At 34.6% G+C, this 20,390-nt stretch carries 18 protein-coding genes and 1 tRNA gene; 5 read left to right on the plus strand and 14 right to left on the minus strand.

From position 1 onward, the window contains the following. Nucleotides 1-104: 104 nt before the first annotated feature. On the minus strand, nt 105-1,154 hold the full coding sequence (gene pdxA, locus N4T20_RS03345) for a 4-hydroxythreonine-4-phosphate dehydrogenase PdxA (protein ID WP_260671700.1): 1,050 nt from the start codon (nt 1,152-1,154) through the stop codon (nt 105-107). Nucleotides 1,155-1,211: 57 nt separating this feature from the next. On the opposite strand from pdxA, the gene N4T20_RS03350 reads away from it, so the two are divergent. Further along, the gene (locus N4T20_RS03350; protein WP_260671701.1) at nt 1,212-1,802 is read left to right on the plus strand and encodes a riboflavin synthase; all 591 of its coding nucleotides are present in this window, start codon (nt 1,212-1,214) and stop codon (nt 1,800-1,802) included. 34 nt (nt 1,803-1,836) lie between these two features. Here N4T20_RS03350 and N4T20_RS03355 read toward each other — a convergent pair whose 3' ends face one another. Next, nucleotides 1,837-2,088, minus strand: a complete 252-nt coding sequence (locus tag N4T20_RS03355) for a hypothetical protein (RefSeq protein ID WP_260671702.1) — start codon at nt 2,086-2,088, stop codon at nt 1,837-1,839. A 415-nt stretch (nt 2,089-2,503) separates the two neighbouring features. On the opposite strand from N4T20_RS03355, the gene N4T20_RS03360 reads away from it, so the two are divergent. Continuing rightward, on the plus strand, nt 2,504-3,490 hold the full coding sequence (locus N4T20_RS03360; RefSeq protein ID WP_260671703.1) for a DNA cytosine methyltransferase: 987 nt from the start codon (nt 2,504-2,506) through the stop codon (nt 3,488-3,490). On the opposite strand, the gene N4T20_RS03365 is transcribed toward N4T20_RS03360, so the two are convergent. The 5 genes from N4T20_RS03365 to N4T20_RS03385 form a co-directional block, all read right to left on the minus strand. Beyond that, on the minus strand, nt 3,487-3,906 hold the full coding sequence (locus N4T20_RS03365) for a very short patch repair endonuclease (protein ID WP_260671704.1): 420 nt from the start codon (nt 3,904-3,906) through the stop codon (nt 3,487-3,489). The genes N4T20_RS03360 and N4T20_RS03365 overlap by 4 nt on opposite strands. 159 nt (nt 3,907-4,065) lie before the next feature. Beyond that, a tRNA-Ile gene (locus tag N4T20_RS03370) sits at nt 4,066-4,139 on the minus strand. 148 nt (nt 4,140-4,287) lie between these two features. Beyond that, nucleotides 4,288-4,692: a methylmalonyl-CoA epimerase gene (gene mce / locus N4T20_RS03375; RefSeq protein WP_260671705.1), complete on the minus strand. Its 405-nt coding sequence runs from the start codon at nt 4,690-4,692 to the stop codon at nt 4,288-4,290. A gap of 8 nt (nt 4,693-4,700) precedes the next feature. Further along, on the minus strand, nt 4,701-7,061 hold the full coding sequence (locus N4T20_RS03380) for a hypothetical protein (RefSeq protein WP_260671706.1): 2,361 nt from the start codon (nt 7,059-7,061) through the stop codon (nt 4,701-4,703). Next, nucleotides 7,021-7,929 (minus strand): hypothetical protein, encoded by a 909-nt coding sequence (locus tag N4T20_RS03385; protein ID WP_260671707.1) that lies wholly within the window; start codon nt 7,927-7,929, stop codon nt 7,021-7,023. Before N4T20_RS03385 ends, N4T20_RS03380 begins: the two co-directional genes overlap by 41 nt. A 271-nt stretch (nt 7,930-8,200) precedes the next feature. Here N4T20_RS03385 and N4T20_RS03390 point away from each other — a divergent pair, with 271 nt between their 5' ends. Beyond that, nucleotides 8,201-9,889 carry an Ig-like domain-containing protein gene (locus tag N4T20_RS03390; protein ID WP_260671708.1) on the plus strand — a complete coding sequence of 563 codons (1,689 nt, stop codon included), beginning with the start codon at nt 8,201-8,203 and terminating at the stop codon, nt 9,887-9,889. Here the strand turns inward: N4T20_RS03390 and N4T20_RS03395 are convergent. Next, nucleotides 9,886-10,653: a nitrilase family protein gene (locus tag N4T20_RS03395; RefSeq protein WP_260671709.1), complete on the minus strand. Its 768-nt coding sequence runs from the start codon at nt 10,651-10,653 to the stop codon at nt 9,886-9,888. The genes N4T20_RS03390 and N4T20_RS03395 overlap by 4 nt on opposite strands. A 36-nt stretch (nt 10,654-10,689) precedes the next feature. Next, nucleotides 10,690-11,466 carry a DeoR/GlpR family DNA-binding transcription regulator gene (locus tag N4T20_RS03400; protein WP_260671710.1) on the minus strand — a complete coding sequence of 259 codons (777 nt, stop codon included), beginning with the start codon at nt 11,464-11,466 and terminating at the stop codon, nt 10,690-10,692. A 162-nt stretch (nt 11,467-11,628) separates the two neighbouring features. Between N4T20_RS03400 and N4T20_RS03405 the strand changes: the two genes are divergently transcribed. Continuing rightward, a complete protein-coding gene (locus tag N4T20_RS03405; RefSeq protein ID WP_260671711.1) occupies nt 11,629-13,923 on the plus strand; it encodes a family 20 glycosylhydrolase in 2,295 nt (764 codons plus the stop codon). 60 nt (nt 13,924-13,983) lie between these two features. Here the strand turns inward: N4T20_RS03405 and N4T20_RS03410 are convergent, their stop codons facing one another. From N4T20_RS03410 to N4T20_RS03420, 3 genes are all read right to left on the minus strand, one after another. Continuing rightward, on the minus strand, nt 13,984-14,730 hold the full coding sequence (locus tag N4T20_RS03410) for a succinate dehydrogenase/fumarate reductase iron-sulfur subunit (protein WP_260671712.1): 747 nt from the start codon (nt 14,728-14,730) through the stop codon (nt 13,984-13,986). Nucleotides 14,731-14,825: 95 nt separating this feature from the next. After that, entirely contained in the window at nt 14,826-16,826 is a 2,001-nt protein-coding gene (locus N4T20_RS03415) for a fumarate reductase/succinate dehydrogenase flavoprotein subunit (RefSeq protein WP_260671713.1), read from the minus strand. An 11-nt stretch (nt 16,827-16,837) separates the two neighbouring features. Beyond that, a complete protein-coding gene (locus N4T20_RS03420; protein WP_008465261.1) occupies nt 16,838-17,503 on the minus strand; it encodes a succinate dehydrogenase cytochrome b subunit in 666 nt (221 codons plus the stop codon). 356 nt (nt 17,504-17,859) lie between these two features. On the opposite strand from N4T20_RS03420, the gene N4T20_RS03425 reads away from it, so the two are divergent. Next, nucleotides 17,860-19,221 (plus strand): hydroxymethylglutaryl-CoA synthase family protein, encoded by a 1,362-nt coding sequence (locus tag N4T20_RS03425; RefSeq protein WP_260671714.1) that lies wholly within the window; start codon nt 17,860-17,862, stop codon nt 19,219-19,221. Between the two features lie 237 nt (nt 19,222-19,458). Here the strand turns inward: N4T20_RS03425 and N4T20_RS03430 are convergent, their stop codons facing one another. Together N4T20_RS03430 and N4T20_RS03435 are read right to left on the minus strand one after the other, a co-directional pair. After that, nucleotides 19,459-19,908 (minus strand): GNAT family N-acetyltransferase, encoded by a 450-nt coding sequence (locus N4T20_RS03430; protein ID WP_260671715.1) that lies wholly within the window; start codon nt 19,906-19,908, stop codon nt 19,459-19,461. Then, entirely contained in the window at nt 19,908-20,345 is a 438-nt protein-coding gene (locus N4T20_RS03435) for a GNAT family N-acetyltransferase (protein ID WP_260671716.1), read from the minus strand. The genes N4T20_RS03430 and N4T20_RS03435 overlap by 1 nt, the downstream gene beginning before the upstream one ends. Nucleotides 20,346-20,390: the final 45 nt, after the last annotated feature.

Below are 20,390 nucleotides of genomic sequence, written 5' to 3' on the forward strand. Positions count from 1 at the left end.
TCAACATCAATTTGAACAATTCAGTTCTAAAACTAGATATCTGAATTGGGGTGCAAAGATATAAAATTATTATAAAACTAATAATCTTATTCACCTTTTTTTGTTTATAACTGTTTTTCTTTTATTTTAAGAGGTTTTTGGCTAATCTCCTCATACTGATTACGCGAGCGAAAAATATCGATCGCAAGATAGACTGCCTCTTTAAACGAATTGTAATCTGCCATGTCTTTTCCAGCAATATCATAGGCTGTACCGTGATCTGGAGAGGTTCTAACTTTATCTAGACCTGCTGTATAATTGACTCCTTTTCCAAAAGACAATGTTTTAAACGGAATTAATCCTTGATCATGATACATTGCCACGATCGCATCATATTTTTCATATTGGCTGCTTCCGAAAAAGCCATCGGCAGGAAATGGACCAAAAACCATTGTTCCTGAGTCAAATATTTTTTTCAGAACAGGCTTCAAAATTAAATCGTCTTCTTTTCCAATTACCCCACCGTCACCAGCGTGCGGATTTAATCCTAAAACTGCTATTTTTGGTTTTACTATGCTAAAATCTTGAATTAAAGATTTTCTAATAGTTTCTATTTTTTTAGCAATCAACTCTTCTGTTAAATGAGAGGCGACTTCATTTAAAGGCACATGATCGGTAATCAATCCTACTCTTAAATTATCCTGAACCATCATCATAAGGGCATCGCCTTCTAATTCCTGGCCTAAATAATCTGTATGCCCAGGAAATTTAAAATCCTCAGACTGTATATTGTATTTATTAATAGGAGCTGTTACCAAAACATCTATTTCGCCATCTTTCAACGCCTTTGTGGCTGCTGTAAAAGATTTTATGGCATATTCTCCTATTTTAGGATCATTTACTCCAAAGTTTATGTCAACTCCTTCTCTCCAAAGGTTCAAAACATTTACTTTTCCCGGAATAACCTGCTCCAATTTATCAACCCCATGAAATTGAACTGTTGATGTGAAGCTTTTTCTAACGAATGAAAGAATTTTAGCATTTGCAAAAATAACCGGCGTACACAATTCCAACATACGCGAATCTTCGAATGTTTTCAGTATAACTTCGCTTCCAATACCGTTTAAATCTCCTACCGAAATTCCAACAATTATATTTTCTGCTTTTTTATTCATGAGCTCAGTTTATTTATTACTAATTTTGATGTGCAAATTTAGTAAAATAAAACCACAATGTTTACAGGAATTATAGAAACACTCGGCAGGATTCATGAAATTCAAAAAGACCAAAACAATCTTCACATAACAGTTGACTCCTCAATAACCAATGAATTAAAAATAGACCAGAGTGTTTCTCACAACGGAATATGCCTTACAGTAGTCGCCATTAAAGACTCTCTTTATACCGTAACCGCTATTGACGAAACGATTTTAAAAACCAATATTGGCGATTGGAAAACTGGCGACATTGTAAATCTGGAAAGAGGAATGAAGCTTGGAGACCGTTTGGACGGACATATCGTACAGGGACACGTAGACCAAACTGGAACCTGCATTAAGATTGAAGAAGCAAACGGAAGCTGGAATTATACTTTTGAGTATGACAAAAGCCTCAGCAACATTACAATCGAAAAAGGTTCGATTACTGTAAATGGAGTAAGCTTAACAGTCGTAAATTCTAAAACAAATGAATTTAGCGTTTCAATTATTCCATACACTTACGAACACACTAATTTTAAAGATTTCAAAGTCGGAACAAAAATCAACCTTGAATTTGATGTGGTTGGAAAATATATTTCTAGACTTTATTCGATCAACAAATAAATATTTTCAATTTTTCACAAAAAAAAGCTTCAGTTTAAACTGAAGCTTTTTTTGTATAATTTCTATATATCGCAACTCCTCCTAAAGCTAAACCGCCCACAAGGAGAAAACTAATATTTTGATCTATTGGGAATTTAGGAGGACAGGCGGGACAATCGTCATCTGCACTGGCATCCATAGTATTTGTTGCATTACCAGGCTCAGGAAGTTCTTCTTTTGCCGCAACTAATGAAACATTTAATAAAAATAAGGCAATTACTAAAAATGGGGCTTTTAGATTTTTCATAAATTCAAGCTATTGCAAAATGCAAGTCTAGATAATTATTGATAAATATTCTTTAATAGAAATTTCTCACAAAGCATTTCTACCTCCAAAATCTTGGACAAAAGTATAAGTTTTTCGCAGAAAAGCAACTTTTAAATTAAAAAAGGAGAAACAAATTTTAACATTTTATTTTTAGAATTTCACCAATCCTTTTCAGAAAACGTCCTAGAAGAAAATCTTGCTTTTCTACTATTATCGCAAAGATTATCGGTTTGTCAGAATTTACTGATTTTAACAAAGATGCCTTTTCAGCAATAAAAACAGTAACATCAAATTTACTCCAAAAAAGTCTCAATTCATTTCCAAACCAAGAATAGAATATCTTCAAATTAATATATTTGTAAAATCCAAACCCCTTTCAACCACAACAAAACAAATGAAAAACAAATATACAGTCGGAAGTTTATATGCAGGCGTAGGCGGTATCTGTTTAGGTTTTGAAAATGCGGGATTCAAATTGGAATGGGCAAATGAATTTGACAAAAAAGCCTGCGTTACTTATAAGAACAATTTTGCGCATACTCTAATTGAAGGCGACGTAATGCAGCTTGATGTAAAAAAACTCAATAAAATAGATATCCTTACTGCCGGATTTCCTTGCCAGCCGTTTTCTCTTGCCGGACACAGAAAAGGTTTTAAAGACAGCAGAGGAAATCATTTTTTTAAAATATTAGATTTTATTGATGAAATGAGACCGAAGGTGGTATTTCTTGAAAATGTTAAAAACCTAAAAAACCATGACAAAGGAAATACCATGAAAGTTATTCAGCGCGAAATTAAAAAACGCAACTATACTTTTGACAGCGCCATTTTAAACACTAAAGATTTCGGAAACATTCCTCATAATCGCGAGCGAATTTTCATGGTTGCTTTTGATAAAAATTTCGTAAAAAAAAGCTTTAAGTTTAATTTTCCTAAAAAAGAAGAGTTAACCAAAAAAGTCACCGATTTAATCACGCAAGAAAAAGTCGATAAAAAATTCTATTACACCGAAGACAAATATATGTACAATATGCTGAAGGAAGCAGTTGTGAGAGAAGACAGAATTTATCAGTTCAGGAGGCAGTATGTACGAGAAAACAAAAGAGAAGTCTGCCCTACCCTTACAGCCAATATGGGAACTGGCGGACACAATGTTCCAATTATCACAACAGAATTCGGTTTTAGAAAATTGACACCTAGAGAATGTTTTCGCTTTCAAGGTTTTCCGGACCATTACAAGCTGCCTAAAATTTCTAATTCCAGCCTTTACAAACAAGCTGGAAATTCGGTAAGTATGCCAGTTATTGAGAGACTTGCATCTGAAATATTCAAATGCATTGAAAAAATCGAAGCCAAACAACTCAAAACAGAAAAGGCTTAAATACTCAAAAGCATAATTGCTCCTTCAATTTTTGCCAGACAAACCTCAAGGTGTTTCTCAATATCTTTGCTCCAAAACCTCAAAACGGTCCAATTTTCAGCAATTAAGAAAGCGTTGACCTCCTCATCCCGCTGTATATTTCTCTCTATTTTCGGAATCCAGTATTCCCGATTTGTTTTAATTCTGAGCTGTTCTGTATCCCAATTTTTCCCATGAAAAAATTCGCTGTCAACAAAAATGGCAATTTTATATTTGGCAAAAGTAAGATCAGGCCTGCCAAATACCTTTTTATTGTTTTTTCGGTATCTGTGACCTAATTTCCATAAAGCTTTAGCAAGCCTTACTTCACCTTTTGTAGCAGTGCTTTTTATCGCCTGCATAGTTTTCCTCCTCTGTTCGGGAGTTAATCTATCCATCTGAAGATTAAATTTGTTTCGGATGGATAAAGTTAAAACATTTTAAAGGATTAAAGATTCAATTAAGAAGTTCCAAAATTTCAATTTTCAGATTTTAAAAAGCATCAAAAACAAAAAAAGCCTCTACATTTCTGTAAAGGCTTTGTGTTTCTAAAAGAGTGGTCCCACCTGGGCTCGAACCAGGGACCACCTGATTATGAGTCAGGTGCTCTAACCAGCTGAGCTATAGGACCGGTTTAGAGGATGCAATATTACTACTATTTTTCATTCACTCCAAATATTTTAAGACATCATTTTAATTTAATTTTAAAACTTTTGCCGAATCTCAAAGGACAAAATTGATTTTCAACATCTTATTCAAAAATTAAAATGACTTTTTTTTTATTTAATTTCTTGGCAAAGCTCTACCAAAACGCCATTTGTGTTCTTTGGATGCAGAAAAACGACCAATTTATTATCGGCTCCTTTCTTTGGAGTTTCGTTAATCAAGACAAAACCTTCGTTTTTTAATCTGGCAATTTCAGCCTCGATATCATCAACATCAAAAGCAATGTGATGGATTCCTTCGCCTTTTTTCTCCAAAAATTTAGCAATTGGACTTTCTGGATTGGTCGCCACCAAAAGTTCGATTTTATTATTTCCCGTTTGAAAAAAAGACGTTAAGACGCCTTCGCTTTCTACAGCTTCCATTTTATAAGACGGAACGCCAAGCATTTTTTCGAACAAAACATTGGCATCGTCCATATTTTTTACTGCAATTCCGATATGTTCTATTTTGTTTACCATTGCTTCAATTATTGATTTATATAGGTCTTAAAATAACCGCATTCTGCAATTACATCCTGATAATATTTGGTATCAGAATAGTCTTTTCTTAAAGCTTTGAATGAGTTCCAAGCAATAAAATTAACTTTATCGTCTTGAATTTCCCAATAGCTGTTTACATTATTATATTTTTTATTGTAATACTCATTTCTTTCACATTTCGAAATCAGATACAGACATTTTGCTTTTTGCTCTTTGTTTGAAGCTGCTTCAAAAGCTTTTTGATAATACATTTTAGAAACAGAATTGTTTGTAATCATTTCTTTCATTGCATCTCTAAATGAATATGGGCTAGAACCATAACCTACAATATTGTTTTCATAAAAAGTTCTTCCGTTTCCAAAATGAGAAATATTATAAAACGCATTTCCTAACAAAAGACTGTTTGTGTAAACATCTTCTTTCTGAGCCAATTTATCCTGCATTTCTTTTACTGTAGTTAAGAAATCCATGAAAGTATATTTTCTTTTCTGATACGCTGCGTGTTCGCAATCGTGACAGTCTTTTATGTTTCCGTTAAACGGATTCCCTAAAAACTTATAATATTGAACCGAATCTGTTTGTTTCATAAATTCGATCGCTTCCGGGATTTTATTCTTAAACGTCGACTGAACTGCCTGAAAATTATTAATGTCTTTCAGTTTTAGGCTATAAATTCCAGCGCCAATATTCTCTATTTCAGATTTATTTGGCTTAGCCAAAAACGATTTAATGCCTAGCAGCTTTTTTTCATCATCATAAAATGCATTTCCATCGTTCCAATAACTATAACGTGATTCGCCAAAAATTTCAGCCATAACCAAATCCCCTTTTTCTTTATAAAGATTTGACAAATAGCTTCTGCTCCATGACGAAGCATTTTGATAACGAAATTCTTGCCCCTTATAATTTTTTGGAAGTTCATTATAAAGCCAATTCAAATCGGCTAGAAGTGTTTTTTCATTTTTGTCTGTCAGCTTATCTATTTTGCTCAAATTATTCACAAAACGCAATAATCTTATTTGGTACTTAGCCAATTCCGTTTTTGGAAGCGTCTTTTCTGCTTTATTATAATTCTTATCTGCATTGGCATAATCGCCTTTTAGCGTTTGAAGATACCCAATTGCCATATCCCATAAATATGGTTTTTCGGTATTTCCGGCAGCAGAAATTTTTGCAATCAAATCAACTGCGCTGTTGTCAACTTTTGATTTGTTCTCCGTTTTATTCTCTGCAACAGTTTGAGGTGTCGGCGGCTTGCTGTAATCTGAGCTGCTCACCTGAAATGAGTTGTTTATTTTTTGCTCCAGCGAATTAACCAATCTCGTTCCAAGATAATTTAAATGCTCGCTTTTTGGATCTAACTCGTAGATTTTCTCAATCGCCTGTTTTTCATCTTTGTAATATCCATGTATGGCCCAAAGCGCTGCTCTTTCTTTATTATTTTTTGCCATTGCCAGCGCTTTTGTCCAGTCCGACTCATTTTTTGGTTTAAAACTATAAGCTGTAACAACTCTCAATTCTGGACATTTGTCAAAAACCTGAGCATATAAATAGTTCGAAGTAGCAAATTTATTCTGCTTATAATTAATTCCGGCAACATACGCCAAAGCACGATAATACAAAGTATTCTTTGGGACAGAACTTTCGGTTTTATTAAAAAAGTCAATTGCTTTCTGTTTGTTATTGCTATAAAAACGTGCTTTCATAGTCAGGAACCAATACCTGTTTTTCAAAAATGGGTCAGACAGAGTATTGTATACATTTTCTATTGACTGAATCATTTTGGCATCATTGAAAGTTTTTGCCACAACAGGATCATAGCTCCAATAATCGTCTCCAATAGAAACTGTTTCTATTTTTTGAGCCAAGTACAAAAATTCAATAAAGTTTTTTACTTTCTCATCTTTCAGATTCAGCTTTTTACCCCATTTTTGAGAGCTTTTGTTTTCTTTTTTTGTTTTGTAAAAAACGTGCAGATCGGCTACTTCTTGTTTGTTTTTGATAGCCTCTTTTTCATCCGAATAATATCTTGGCTTTTCATCTCCAATCAAAAAGTAATTTACTGTTGTCGTATCTGCTTTTCCTTTAAGATAGTCTGCCCAATCTGATTTTATATTTTTGTTAAAACGCGAATTATGCTGGGTGTCAAAACCAATTCCATAAAAAATACCGCCTGATAAAAACAGAGGCGAGTATGACTTGTCTGCAAAAGTTTCTGGTGTAAAATTTGAGTTATAAGACCCGAAATAATCCCAATCTCCATCCGCGCAGGCGTATGCAATACCGAATGCAGAAAGCAAAACGGCACTAGAAACAAGAAATAACTTGCTCAAAAATATTCTTTTCATAATTGTTTAAATTGAATTCGTCTAAATCGTAAAATATAATTTCGTTTGGCTTTTCGACAAGATTATCCTGCAAATCTTCTGCCATTTCTTTTAAATCTTCAGCTTTAATTTCTTCTATTTTCAAGAGATCATTTTTTTCATAAAAAACACCATTTTTATAATTGGAATGTTTTGCCCTAAAAAAAATCGAACTTACTTTTTCAAAATTAGGATCTTTCCCTAGCATTGCGCTATTGATTTTAGCACGAAGCCCAATCACTTTATTTTCTCTGATGTGAACTCCCCAAGAATAAATTGGAAATGCAAAATCGAGATGCAGCGGATACCTCTTTAAGCTTTTAAGGTAGCGCTCTGCCACTTTCTGGTCGTAAATAGAATTGAGCGAGTCTGGAGCAATCGACCCCATATTATAATACATCAGAACACCAGAATCTACATTTGGAATTTTTGTTTTTTTGAAATATTTCACCTGATGCAATCGAATGGTCGCTGAAAGTTTCTTTTTCGACAGTTTTTTAAAAACCTCTATAAACTTCAAATAATTCTCCTTGCTTTTTAATGTCCAATCGCAATCAATTTGAATTTCCTGACAAGAAATTTTGTTTTTGAAATTGATCTGTTCTATAAAATCAAAAGTTTTTTGAGCCAGATTCTCTATATCCAAATTGGCCTGCAGCATAACTTTATTCTGAATAAAAACTACAGGAACGACAGTATATCCTTTTGGTTTTTCTTGAAATCGAATGGGGCTGATGGGAATTGGAAAATCTGATTCTGGATGGAGCCCAATATCAAAATACCTCACATAAAGTTTTTGAACATTATTCTCATTCAAAACTTCCTTTTCGGCTTTTGAAAATTTCAACATCGTTTTCCAGTAATAAAAGGAGATTGCAGGTTTTTCGCTTTTAGTGCATGATAACATCAAAAAGAGAAACAAAACTGGAAAAAATCGCTTGAACAAAACTTAGGAAATTACATTTTAGATCAAAAGTAAGAAATTATATCATTTCAAAAATGTCCGAAACATTAATTTTTTCAGAAGATTCGTAAAAGTTCCAAATCCTAATAAATGGATAAAAAATTTCAATTAAAGCAAATATAATTGTTATTTTGTGCAATCAAATTGAAAAACCGTTATGTTGAAAAACACTCTAAAATACATTGCATTTATAATTTTAATATCAATGATAAGCTGCGCCAAAAGAGGCAGCATTACCGGCGGTTTAAAAGATACTTTGCCTCCTGTTTTAGTATCTAGCGTTCCTAAAAATTTTACAACCGATTTTAAAGGAAACACGATCACTTTAAATTTTGACGAATACATCAAACTTAAAAACACCAATAAACAGCTGATTATTTCGCCCCCTTTAAAAAACGAGCCGCAAATCACGCCTTCGACTGTCAGTAAATTTGTAAAAATTGAACTTCGAGACACTTTGCTGCCAAACACTACTTATAGTTTAAATTTCGGACAAGCAATTCAAGATAATAATGAAGGAAATGCTTTAAATCAGTTCAAATACATCTTCTCAACAGGACCGCATATTGATTCGCTCAAATTAAACGGAAGAATCAAAGATGCTTACGGAAAGTATGTTGACAATTTTGTTTCTGTGATGCTTTACGAAGTAAATGACAAGTTTAAAGATTCTACCATTTACAAAGAATTTCCGCGTTACATTACCAACACTTTGGATAGTATGAGAACTTTTCAGTTTGAAAATCTAAAAGAAGGAAAATATCTTTTGGTTGCTTTAAAAGACAAAGGATCAAACAATAAATTTAATCCGAAAGATGATAAAATCGGTTTTTTAAAAAACTACATTACAGTTCCGTCAGATACTGTCTATGAGTTGGAATTGTTTAAGGAAACGCTTCCGCTAAAGGCCTTCAAACCTATTCAGGCTTCTGGAAACCGTTTGTATCTTCCGTATGAAGGGAAACAGAATTTCAAAAATTCAAAACCAAAAATTACGCTTAAAAACGGCAGCGAAGTTTTGGAAACCATTGTAACTCAATTTCCTAAAAAAGATTCGCTTCAAGTTTGGTATAAGCCAATAAAAGCAGACTCATTATCGATGGAGGTTGAGAAAGGAAGCTATAATAAAAAGTTTTCGTTCAAAATTAAAGCCTTAAAAAAAGACACTTTAAATATCAAAGCGATACAAAACGGCGTGATTAATTTTAGAGAGCGTTTTACATTGGAAACCGAAACGCCATTGGTAAAATTTGACAAATCTAAAATCAGATTGGTTAACAAGGATTCTGTTGCTGTGCCTTATACCACAGAATATGACGAGTTTGAGCAGAAACTTTATGTTGATTTCAAAAAAGAGCCTCTAGACAAGTATAGCTTCACTTTCTTGCCTGGCGCTTTGACCGATTTTTACGAAAAAACAAACGACACTTTATCGTACAAACTCAGCACTAAAGAATATGCCGATTACGGAAATATTATACTGAATCTGAAAAATGTAAAGCGTTTTCCTATCATTGTAGAATTGACCAACAAAAAAGGAGATGTTGTTTTAGCCGAAGGATATTCTGAAGGCGCAACAACACTAGAATTCAATTTGCTGCAGCCCGACGTTTTTACAGTCCGAATTATCTACGACGACAACAAAAACAAACAGTACGATACTGGTAATTTCTTAGAGAAAAAATATTCTGAAGAAGTGTTTTACAATCAGGAAGAATTTGATGTTCGCGCCAATTGGGATCGAAACGAAACCATCGACTTGAGTATTCCGTTTAATCCAGAAGTGGAGAAAAAACAAGACGATAAAAAGAGAAAAGACGCAGAAAAGAAACGGAAAGCTTTCTAAAACTTGATTTCAAACTGATCTCTATCGCTTAAAAAGTCTAATTTTTTACGCGTTTCATACATGGTGTTTTTGTCCAATTCTACGACAAAGACACCATTTTTTTCTTGTGGCTCTAAAATATAATTACCTAAGAAATCTATCGCCTGCGAATGGCCGATATGTTCATAATCGTGAGCATCGTTCCCTATTCTGTTAACTCCAATTACATAAGAAAGATTTTCTATTGCTCGAGCTTTTAGCAAAGCATCCCAAGCATTGGTACGCACTTTTGGCCAATTAGCCACATACAAAATCAGGTCGTAATTTTCTGCATTTCGAACAAAAACCGGAAATCTCAAATCGTAGCAAATCTGAAGGCATATTTTCCAATCCAGATAATTTACAATTACTTTTTGATCTCCACGCGTATACACCTTGTCTTCGCCTGCGAGAGAAAAAGAATGTCTTTTATCGTAATATTGAATTTCGCCAGAAGGAAAAACAAAAAACATTCTATTGTAATATTTTCCATTTTCTGTAATGACAACACTTCCTGTAATCGCTGCATTTTTTTGCTTTGCTTTCAGCTTCATCCATTCGATCGTTTCGCCCTGCATGGTTTCGGCAACTTCCGAAGCATCCATAGTAAATCCTGTAGAAAACATTTCTGGAAGCACGATCAAATCTACTTGCGAACTAATTTCATTGATTTTGGAATCAAAGTTTTCTCTGTTTTTACCGGCATTCTGCCAAAAAAGATCGGTTTGAATTAAAGCAATTCTCATTTTTATAATGGTATGAAAGTCAAAAACACTTTGAAATTAGACAACAACAAGACTCGGAACAGCGGTTTTATAAGATTTTAGTTTTGCATGAGTCGGCTCTACCTCTGTAATTACATAATTTATATCAGACAAATTGGCAATTTTCATTTTAAGAACGGTATTCAATTTCTCTGTAATAGTCAGGACCGCTGTTTTTTTAGAAGCATTAATCATGGCTTTTTTTACCTGAACCGTTTCCCAATCAGAATCAGAATAGCCTCCATCTATATCAAGCGCATTTGTTCCTAAAACCAAGAGATCGGCTTTTATGCTGGCTAATTGATGAAAAGCTTCCCCGCTCACACACATCTGGCTGTAAGAAGAAATGCTTCCGCCAATCATAATGGTTTTGATGTTTGGCTTATCTAAAAGCTGCACTGCAGTCAAAGCGGTGATCGTAAAAACGGTCAGATTAAGATCATTTGGTATTAATCGGATAAACTCGCGGATGGTTGTTCCTCCATCAACAATTAAAACCATACCATCATGAAGAAGATCGACTGCTTTTTGGGCAATAACCTGTTTGGCTTCTACAGCATAAGTCTGATTCAACGAAGAGTAGTGATATCCTTTGGTCATCGCGCCGCCTTTTACTTTGATGATAAGCGATTCGGCGTCAAGTTCGTTTATATCACGTCGCACAGTATCTTCAGAAACACCAAGTTTAGCCGAAAGAGTTTCAAAACTAACACGCGTATGCAGGTTGATCTCTTTTAGAATATGATTTTTACGTTCTTCTTTACTGTAATTTAAAACTTCATTTTCAGTGCTCATGCCCAATTATTTTTTTCTACTTACAAAAATAAACATTTCAGCACATAATTCGTTCAAATCAAAAATTGTATTTGGCAATAAAAAATTCCAATACATTAGTTTTAAAACCATTTGCATATCTTTAAAAATTCCTTTTTAATAAAAATTTAAAGTTTTTCACTTATGAAAAAATTCCTCTTTTTATTTTTCACCCTTTCTTTTTTGAACGGAAATGCTCAAAATTCCCAGCAGAATACAACCATAATTCCCGCTCCGAATTTGTATCAGCTGACGGGCGACAGCATTCGGATAAATGGAAAAATTGAGGTTCTTTTTAAAAACAAAAATTATAGCGAAAAGGAATTAAAATCGGCTGAAATTTTAGAATCGGCATTCAACTCAAAATCCAATCCCAAAAAATCAAATATCAAAATTGAACTTAATTCAGATGTAAATTTCAAATCAAAAGAGAGCTATAAAATTGAAATTGCCTCGAACAAAATTTCAGTTTCAGGAAAAGAAGAAGGGCTTTTTTATGCTATCCAATCTTTATTGCAGCTTCTTCCAAACAGGCCTTCGGGGACAGAAATTAAAATTCCGTGCCTAATCATCGAAGATTCGCCCCGATATTCTTACCGAGGCTTGCATTTAGACGTTTGCCGCCATTTTTTCTCTGTTGATGTCATAAAAGATTTTATCAGACAAATGTCTTGTTATAAGCTAAACAACTTTCATTGGCACTTAACAGACGATCAAGGATGGAGAATTGAGATTAAAAAATACCCAAAACTTACAGAAATCGGTTCAAAAAGAGCAGAGACTTTAGTCGGCAATAAATTTGAAAGATCGCCATTCTTTTTTGACGGAAATCCATACGGCGGATTTTATACTCAGGAAGAAATTAAAGACGTAGTGAAATTTGCCGAAGATCATTATGTAAATATTATTCCAGAAATCGAAATGCCAGGTCACGCCTCGGCAGCTGTTACAGCTTATCCGAATTTGGCTTGTTTTCCGGACCGAAATTATAAAGTTGCAACATCATGGGGTGTTTTTGAAGATGTTTTCTGCGCAGGAAAAGACGAAACTTTTACTTTTTTAGAAGATGTTTTGACAGAAGTGATGGTTCTTTTTCCGAGTAAAAACATTCATGTTGGCGGAGACGAATGTCCAAAAACCAGATGGAAAGCTTGTCCGAATTGCCAAAAGCGAATTAAAGATCTCGGTCTAAAAGACGAACACGAACTGCAAAGCTATTTTATTAAAAGAATTGAAAAATTTCTGAATGCGAATGGAAGACAGATTTTTGGCTGGGATGAAATCTTAGAAGGCGGATTGGCGCCAAACGCAGCTGTGATGTCTTGGCGCGGAGAATCGGGCGGGATTCATGCGGCAAAATTAAAACATCCAGTCGTAATGACTCCAGAAGCAACGGTCTATTTTGATTATAACCAAGGCTATTCGCCAAACGAACCGCTTACTGTTGGCAGATTAAGCACTTTAGAAAAAGTCTATCATTACAACCCGACTCCCGTTGACAGTTTAAATGTCGAAGAACAAAAATATATTCTTGGAGTTCAAGCTAATCTTTGGTCAGAATATTTAACAAATGCGGCGAAATTAAATTATATGCTTTATCCTCGAGTTTTTGCCTTGGCTGAAATTGCTTGGACCGAACCTCAAAACAAAAACTACAATCATTTCATTCAAAACCAGCTGCCTTATCATTTAGAAAAATTAGAAGCAGCAAGCAGATTATACAAAGTTCCAACGCCTTTTGGTGCAGATGAAACAGCTTTAATTGCATCAAAATATATTTTGGAGGTAAAACCGACCATTAAAAACGGAAAGATCTTTTACACGATTGACGGTTACAATCCTGATGAAACGGCAAACCTTTACCAAAATCCCGTGACAGTAAATATCCCAAAGGGAGAATATCGAGTTATCAAAACGATTCAAATTAGCGAAAGCGGAAAAAGAAGTTCCATCAACAAAATCATTGTTAGAAATTCGGATCAAAAACCTTCACTTGCGATCCAGCCAAAGAAAAAGGGTTTGAAATACGAGTATTTTACAGGAACGTTTAAACAAACACAAGATCTAGAACTTTCAAAACCTGTCAATTCGGGAATTTTAGAAGGCAAAATCAGTGCAGAAAAATGGAAAACGAAATTAGAGCGCTATATCGGCTTAAAATTTAGCGGATATGTCTTTATACCAGAAACGGGAAATTATACTTTTTCGACACTTTCAGATGACGGATCAAAGCTTTTTATAGACGATGAATTAATTGGGGACAACGATGGCCTTCATTGGATGAACGAAGCTTATGGCGCTGTTAAACTAGAAAAGGGGGTTCACAAACTCAACATCAGCTATTTTGATTTAACTGGCGGTACAGCTTTAAAATGCTTTATTCAAAAAGAAGGACAGAAGAAAGAAGAAATTAGCGCTTCACAATTGTTCTATGAATAGAAAACAAAAAACGCATCAACCGTGGCTGATGCGTTTTTTTTAAATATACTAAATTGTGTATTATCCTTTCAAGCTTGCTGCTAAATACTCACGGTTCATACGTGCGATATTTTCAAGCGAAATTCCTTTTGGACATTCGATTTCACAAGCTCCCGTGTTTGTACAGTTACCGAAACCTTCTAAATCCATTTGGTGAACCATGTTTAATACACGATCAGTTGCTTCCACTTTACCTTGTGGCAATAATGTATATTGAGAAACTTTTGCAGAAACGAATAACATTGCTGAAGAGTTTTTACAAGTTGCAACACAAGCTCCGCAACCAATACAAGCAGCAGCATCAAATGACTTATCTGCATCAGCTTTTGGAACTGGAATAGTATTCGCATCGATTGTGTTTCCTGAAGTGTTTACAGAAATAAATCCTCCAGCGTGCTGGATTCTATCAAAAGAACTTCTGTCAACTACTAAATCTTTAATTACTGGGAAAGCTTTTGCTCTAAATGGCTCGATAAAAATTGTATCGCCATCTTTAAACATACGCATATGCAACTGACAAGTCGTAACACCTCTATCTGGTCCGTGCGCTTCACCGTTGATGAATAAAGAACACATTCCGCAGATTCCCTCGCGGCAATCGTGGTCAAATGCTACAGGCTCTTGTCCTTTGTTGATTAGATCTTCGTTAAGAACGTCTAACATTTCAAGGAAAGACATATCTGGTTCGATTCCATCGATAGGATATTCTACAATCCCTCCTTTATCTTGGGCGTTTTTCTGACGCCATATTTTTAATGTAAGTTTCATACCTTTTTCGTTTGAAAGTCATAAAGTCGAAAGTCGAAAGTCGCTTGGCGCATTTTGCCTTTTGACTTTAAGACTTTGGGCTTTCGACCAAATTCTTATTTATAACTTCTTTGAACTAATTTAATGTTTTCGTAATTAAGAGGTTCTTTGTGCAACACTGCATCACTTGGTTTTCCTTTGTATTCCCAAGCTGCAACGTATGCAAAGTTTTCGTCGTCACGAAGTGCTTCTCCTTCTTCTGTCTGATACTCCTCACGGAAGTGACCACCACAAGATTCGTTACGGTGTAAAGCATCTTTTGCAAACAATTCTCCTAATTCTAAGAAATCGGCAACACGAGTCGCTTTTTCCAATTCCTGATTAAATTCGTTAGCGTTTCCAGGAACTTTTACATCTCTATAAAACTCTTCACGTAAAGCAGCAATTTCTTCGATAGCCTCAGTTAAACCTTTAGCATTACGAGCCATACCTACTTTATTCCACATGATCTTTCCAAGTTTTTTGTGGAAATAATCTACAGAATGTTTACCGTTGTTATTGATAAATTTATTGATTTGATCTACAACTGCTTTCTCAGCTTCAACGAATTCTGGCAAGTCTGTAGAAATTGGTCCCATTTTAATATCTGGAGCTAAATAATCTCCGATAGTGTATGGCAATACGAAGTATCCATCAGCTAAACCTTGCATTAAAGCAGAAGCTCCAAGTCTGTTTGCTCCGTGGTCAGAGAAGTTAGATTCTCCAATTGAGAAACATCCAGGAATTGTAGTCATTAAGTTATAATCAACCCATGTTCCACCCATTGTGTAGTGAACTGCCGGGTAAATCATCATTGGCGTTACATACGGATCTTCGTCAACGATTTTCAAGTACATTTGGAATAAGTTTCCATATTTACTTTTCACGATATCAGTTCCTAATTTAGTAACTAAAGCTTTGTCATTTTCATTCAATCCTTTTACGTGAGCAGCTTCTTTTCCGTAACGTTCGATAGCCGCCGCAAAATCAAGATAAACTGCTTCTCCAGTTTTGTTAACACCAAAACCAGCATCACATCTTTCTTTAGCCGCACGAGACGCAACGTCACGAGGAACCAAGTTACCAAAAGCAGGATATCTTCTTTCCAAGAAATAATCTCTTTCTTCTTCAGATAAATCAATTGCTTTTTTCTTTCCTTCACGGATTGCCTGAGCATCTTCAATTTTCTTTGGTACCCAAATACGACCGTCATTACGTAAAGATTCAGACATCAAAGTCAATTTAGACTGGTGATCTCCTGAAACTGGAATACAAGTTGGGTGAATTTGCGTGTAACAAGGATTTGCGAAAAATGCTCCTTTTTTATGAATTTTCCAAGCTGCTGTTGCGTTACTTCCCATAGCATTTGTTGAAAGGAAAAATACGTTTCCGTATCCTCCAGAACCAATTACTACCGCGTGAGCAGAATGTCTTTCTATTTCTCCAGTGATTAAGTTACGAGCGATAATCCCTCTCGCTTTTCCATTCACGATTACAATGTCAAGCATTTCGTGACGGTTGTACATTTTAATTTTTCCACGGCCAATCTGACGGTTCATTGCAGAATAAGCTCCTAACAACAATTGCTGTCCAGTTTGTCCTTGTGCGTAGAATGTACGAGAAACTAAAGTTCCTCCAAAAGAACGGTTATCTAAAAGTCCGCCGTATTCACGAGCCAATGGCACCCCTTGAGCCACACATTGGTCAATAATGTTAGCAGAAACTTCAGCCAAACGATATACGTTTGCCTCACGTGCACGGTAATCGCCTCCTTTTACAGTATCATAAAACAATCTGTAAGTTGAGTCACCGTCACCTTTATAGTTTTTTGCCGCGTTGATACCTCCTTGTGCAGCGATCGAGTGCGCACGACGTGGAGAATCTTGGAAGCAGAATGCTTTTACGTTATATCCTAACTCAGCCAAAGTAGCCGCAGCCGAACCTCCAGCCAAACCTGTACCAACAACAATAATATCTAAGTTACGTTTGTTAGCCGGATTTACTAAATTAATATGATCTTTATAATTTGTCCATTTGTCCGCAATAGGACCATTTGGAATTTTTGAATCTAATGCCATTATAATTGATATTAATTATTGAAATGATGAAATAAAGCGATAATTACGAAAAGTGCTGGAACTACAACTGCAAACCAGTAACCTACTTTCGCTAAAAATCTAGAGTATTTGTTATACATCCCTACAGATTGAAGAGAAGATGCAAACCCGTGCCATAAGTGGAATCCTAAAAGGATAAATGACACACAGTACAATGCCGTACGAATTGGATCGTGGAATTTGTGAACTAACTCACCATAATACCTTGTAGCATCTGGTGCTGTACCTGCAATATATTTGTAGGTAACTTCAGGAAACCAGAAATCATAAAAATGCAATCCTAAGAAAGCCAAAATAACCAATCCAGAAATAATCATATTTCTAGAACTCCAAGAAGCGTTTGCTGCTCCATTGTATTTTGCGTATGCAATTGGTCTTGCCGCGCTGTTTTGAGCCGTCAGAATAAATCCCATTACGAAGTGGAAAATTACTCCGAATGCCAAAATTGGCTGCATTACATACTGAATCAGCGGATTGTATCCCATAAAGTGAGAAGCCTCGTTAAAAACGTCTTCACTAATAATAGAGATAAAATTTAAGGAAACATGCAGCGCTAAAAACGTGATTAAGAATATTCCCGAAAGAGCCATAGCTACTTTCTTTAAAATGGAAGCATTCAATAGTGCAGATTGTGCCATAAGTGTTAAGTAGTTTATTTTAAAAAATTAGACAAAAATAATTCAATTACAAAAGAACTACAACCATTTCGCTGTTATTTATAATGATTTTAAAATAGCTCTTCCCTACGTACTTTTACGTACACAAATGAAGCTGATAAAAAATAATTCACTATAGAAAACCTCAAAACATTGCTTTTTAAGCCTTAAAGAAAATTTTACGCACTAAGTAGATTACCGAAAATTTATCATATTGTTATTTTATTCAAACTTTTAATTTATTTTCTTCAAAAGTGTTCACCGTCTCAAATTTTGTCTGAGTAAAAAATTGTCATTCCACAACATAGTTTTACCTTTAGCGGCTCAAAAAATTAATAATGAAAACAGGAATTGATGCTATTTCATTTGATGTAGCAAACATACATTTACCCATAAAAACTTTGGCAATTGCCAGAAATATTGAGCCAGAAAAACTAGAAAAAGGTCTTGGATTACTAAAAATGACCTTCCCAGACGTTCATCAAGACGCTGTAGTTTTTGGAGCAAATGCCTTGACAAAACTTATCATTGAGAATAAAATTGACTTAAAAGAAATCAGTCGAATCTATGTCGGTACAGAAAGCGGTGTCGACAGCTCAAAACCAATTGCTTCTTACTTAATTAGCTTAATGGAGCAGAAATTTGGCGAAGATTCATTAGCAGAATGCGATGTGGTGGACTTTACTTTTGCTTGCATTGGCGGAGTTGACGCTTTACAAAATTGTCTTGATTTTGTAAAACTGAATCCGACGAAAAAAGCAATTGTGGTTACATCTGATTTTGCAAAATACGATTTAAATTCTGGCGGAGAATACACTCAAGGTGCTGGAGCTGTTGCGATGCTGATTGCTGCAAACCCAAAAATTATTGCTTTTGACGATAATTGGGCAACGAGTACAAAAGGTGTTTTCGATTTCTTTAAACCGTACAGAACTATATCCAAAGAAGAAATAACCAAAAACGCAAACAACGATTCTTGGTTTGATAATTTAGAAGCCGAAATCGAAATCCACAAAGATCAGCCGGTTTTTGACGGACAATATTCTAACCAATGCTACATGGATCGTACGCGAAATGCTTACTTTTCATTCAAAAAATTAAAAAACACAACCGAAACTTTATACAGCACTTGGCACAGTATCGTGATGCACTTGCCTTATTCTTTCCAAGGGCGACGAATGTTATCTGAAATTTACGCTTTAGACAGTGCCAAAAAAATTATTGCTGACGATATTGCGTCTGCAGATTATCAGTCTAAAATTAAGGAAGTTGCAAAATCGGAAGATTATAGAAGTTTTGTAACTGAGAAATTACAGCCTGCTGAATTGGCTTCTTCTTTAATTGGAAACCTTTACACGGGTTCTATTTTCATGGGCTTATTGTCGACTTTGGCTCATTTTAACGACACAAGCAAAGAAATTTCTGGAACTAAATTTGGTTTCTTAGCTTACGGTAGCGGATCGAAATCAAAAGTTTTTGAAGGAACGATTCAACCAGAATGGAAATCAGCTTTAGCGAATGTGAAACTTTTCGAAAATTTAGCTGGAAGCACAGAAATTGACTTCAACACTTATGAAAGCCTTCATAAAAAAGAACAAAAACAAAGTGTAAAAACCCCGAAAAACGAATGGGTTTTGGACCGAATCGAAAAAGAAATTCCTGTTTTGATTGGAGCGAGATATTATAAATGGGTGGATTAAATTTTTAATTCCAATATAGAAAATTCTAAATTCCGATAAATTGAAAACCGAAGTGAAAATTGCTTCGGTTTTTTTATGCTTTTAAATTTAACCGCAAAGTTCGCAAAGGATTACGCAAAGTTTTTTGCTTTTCTATGAACACAAAGTTTTGTGCTCTTTGCGGTTAAATAACAAAAAAATCAATTGCTGTTCCGTCTGAACAAAACTTCCGTTATATTTTTTCAAATCTGTTTACTATTACAATTTCATTTCCATAATAGGCATGAAACGGTTTTTTATTGATGATTCGAATTCTCCAACTTTTACAAATCCCATTTTCAAGTAAAATTTCTCAGCGTTGGGCTCTGAATCGAGCGTTATTTTTTCTATTCCGATTTCTTTAATTCGGTTTAAGAAATCGACAACTAAATATTTCCCAAATCCTTTTCCAATATAATCTGGCAAAACAAATAAATTATCGAGTTCGATTACTTTTTCATCTTTAAAGACATAAGAATAGTAACCAATAATCAAATCATTATCAACCAATTTAAAAACGTTATGTTCACTTATGTAATCCTTAGAAATGGTTAGTTTTTTATCCCATTTCTGAATTTGCTCATCAGAATATCCCCAATACGCTTTTGATTTTTTGGTTATTTCGGTAAGAATTTCGCTGTCGCTTATTTTGGCTTTTTCTACTGTCATTACTTATAAATCGTAAATTTATTATGACTCAAAGTAAAGCCAAGATTTTCATAAATCGCTACATTTTCTACTCGTTTTTTATTTGTAGTTACTTCAATACTTTTCAAAGTATTTTGCTCAGCAAAATCTAGAATTTCATTTACCAATAATCTTCCAACGCCTTGACCGCGATATTTTTGACAAATAAAAAACTCTTGAATTTCTCCTACCAATCCGCAATGATGCAAAAGATTTTGGGTATGGAAGCTGATAAAACCTAATCTGTCTGTTTCGTTTTCTGCAATTAGATAGAGATTTCTAGGATTTGAAATATTTTCATTGAATATCACTTCGAAAACTTTAAAATCTAAAACTTCATTTTCTAGTTCGCATATTGATTTGTAGACAAAGTCTAGGTCTTTGGATTCTATTTTTCTGATGTTTATTCCTGAATTCATAACCTTAAATTAAAATGTAATTTATAAAAAAAACCGAAACTTAAA

Origin of the sequence: Flavobacterium sp. TR2 (genome assembly GCF_025252405.1) — a bacterium.
Classification (GTDB): Bacteria; Bacteroidota; Bacteroidia; order Flavobacteriales; family Flavobacteriaceae; genus Flavobacterium.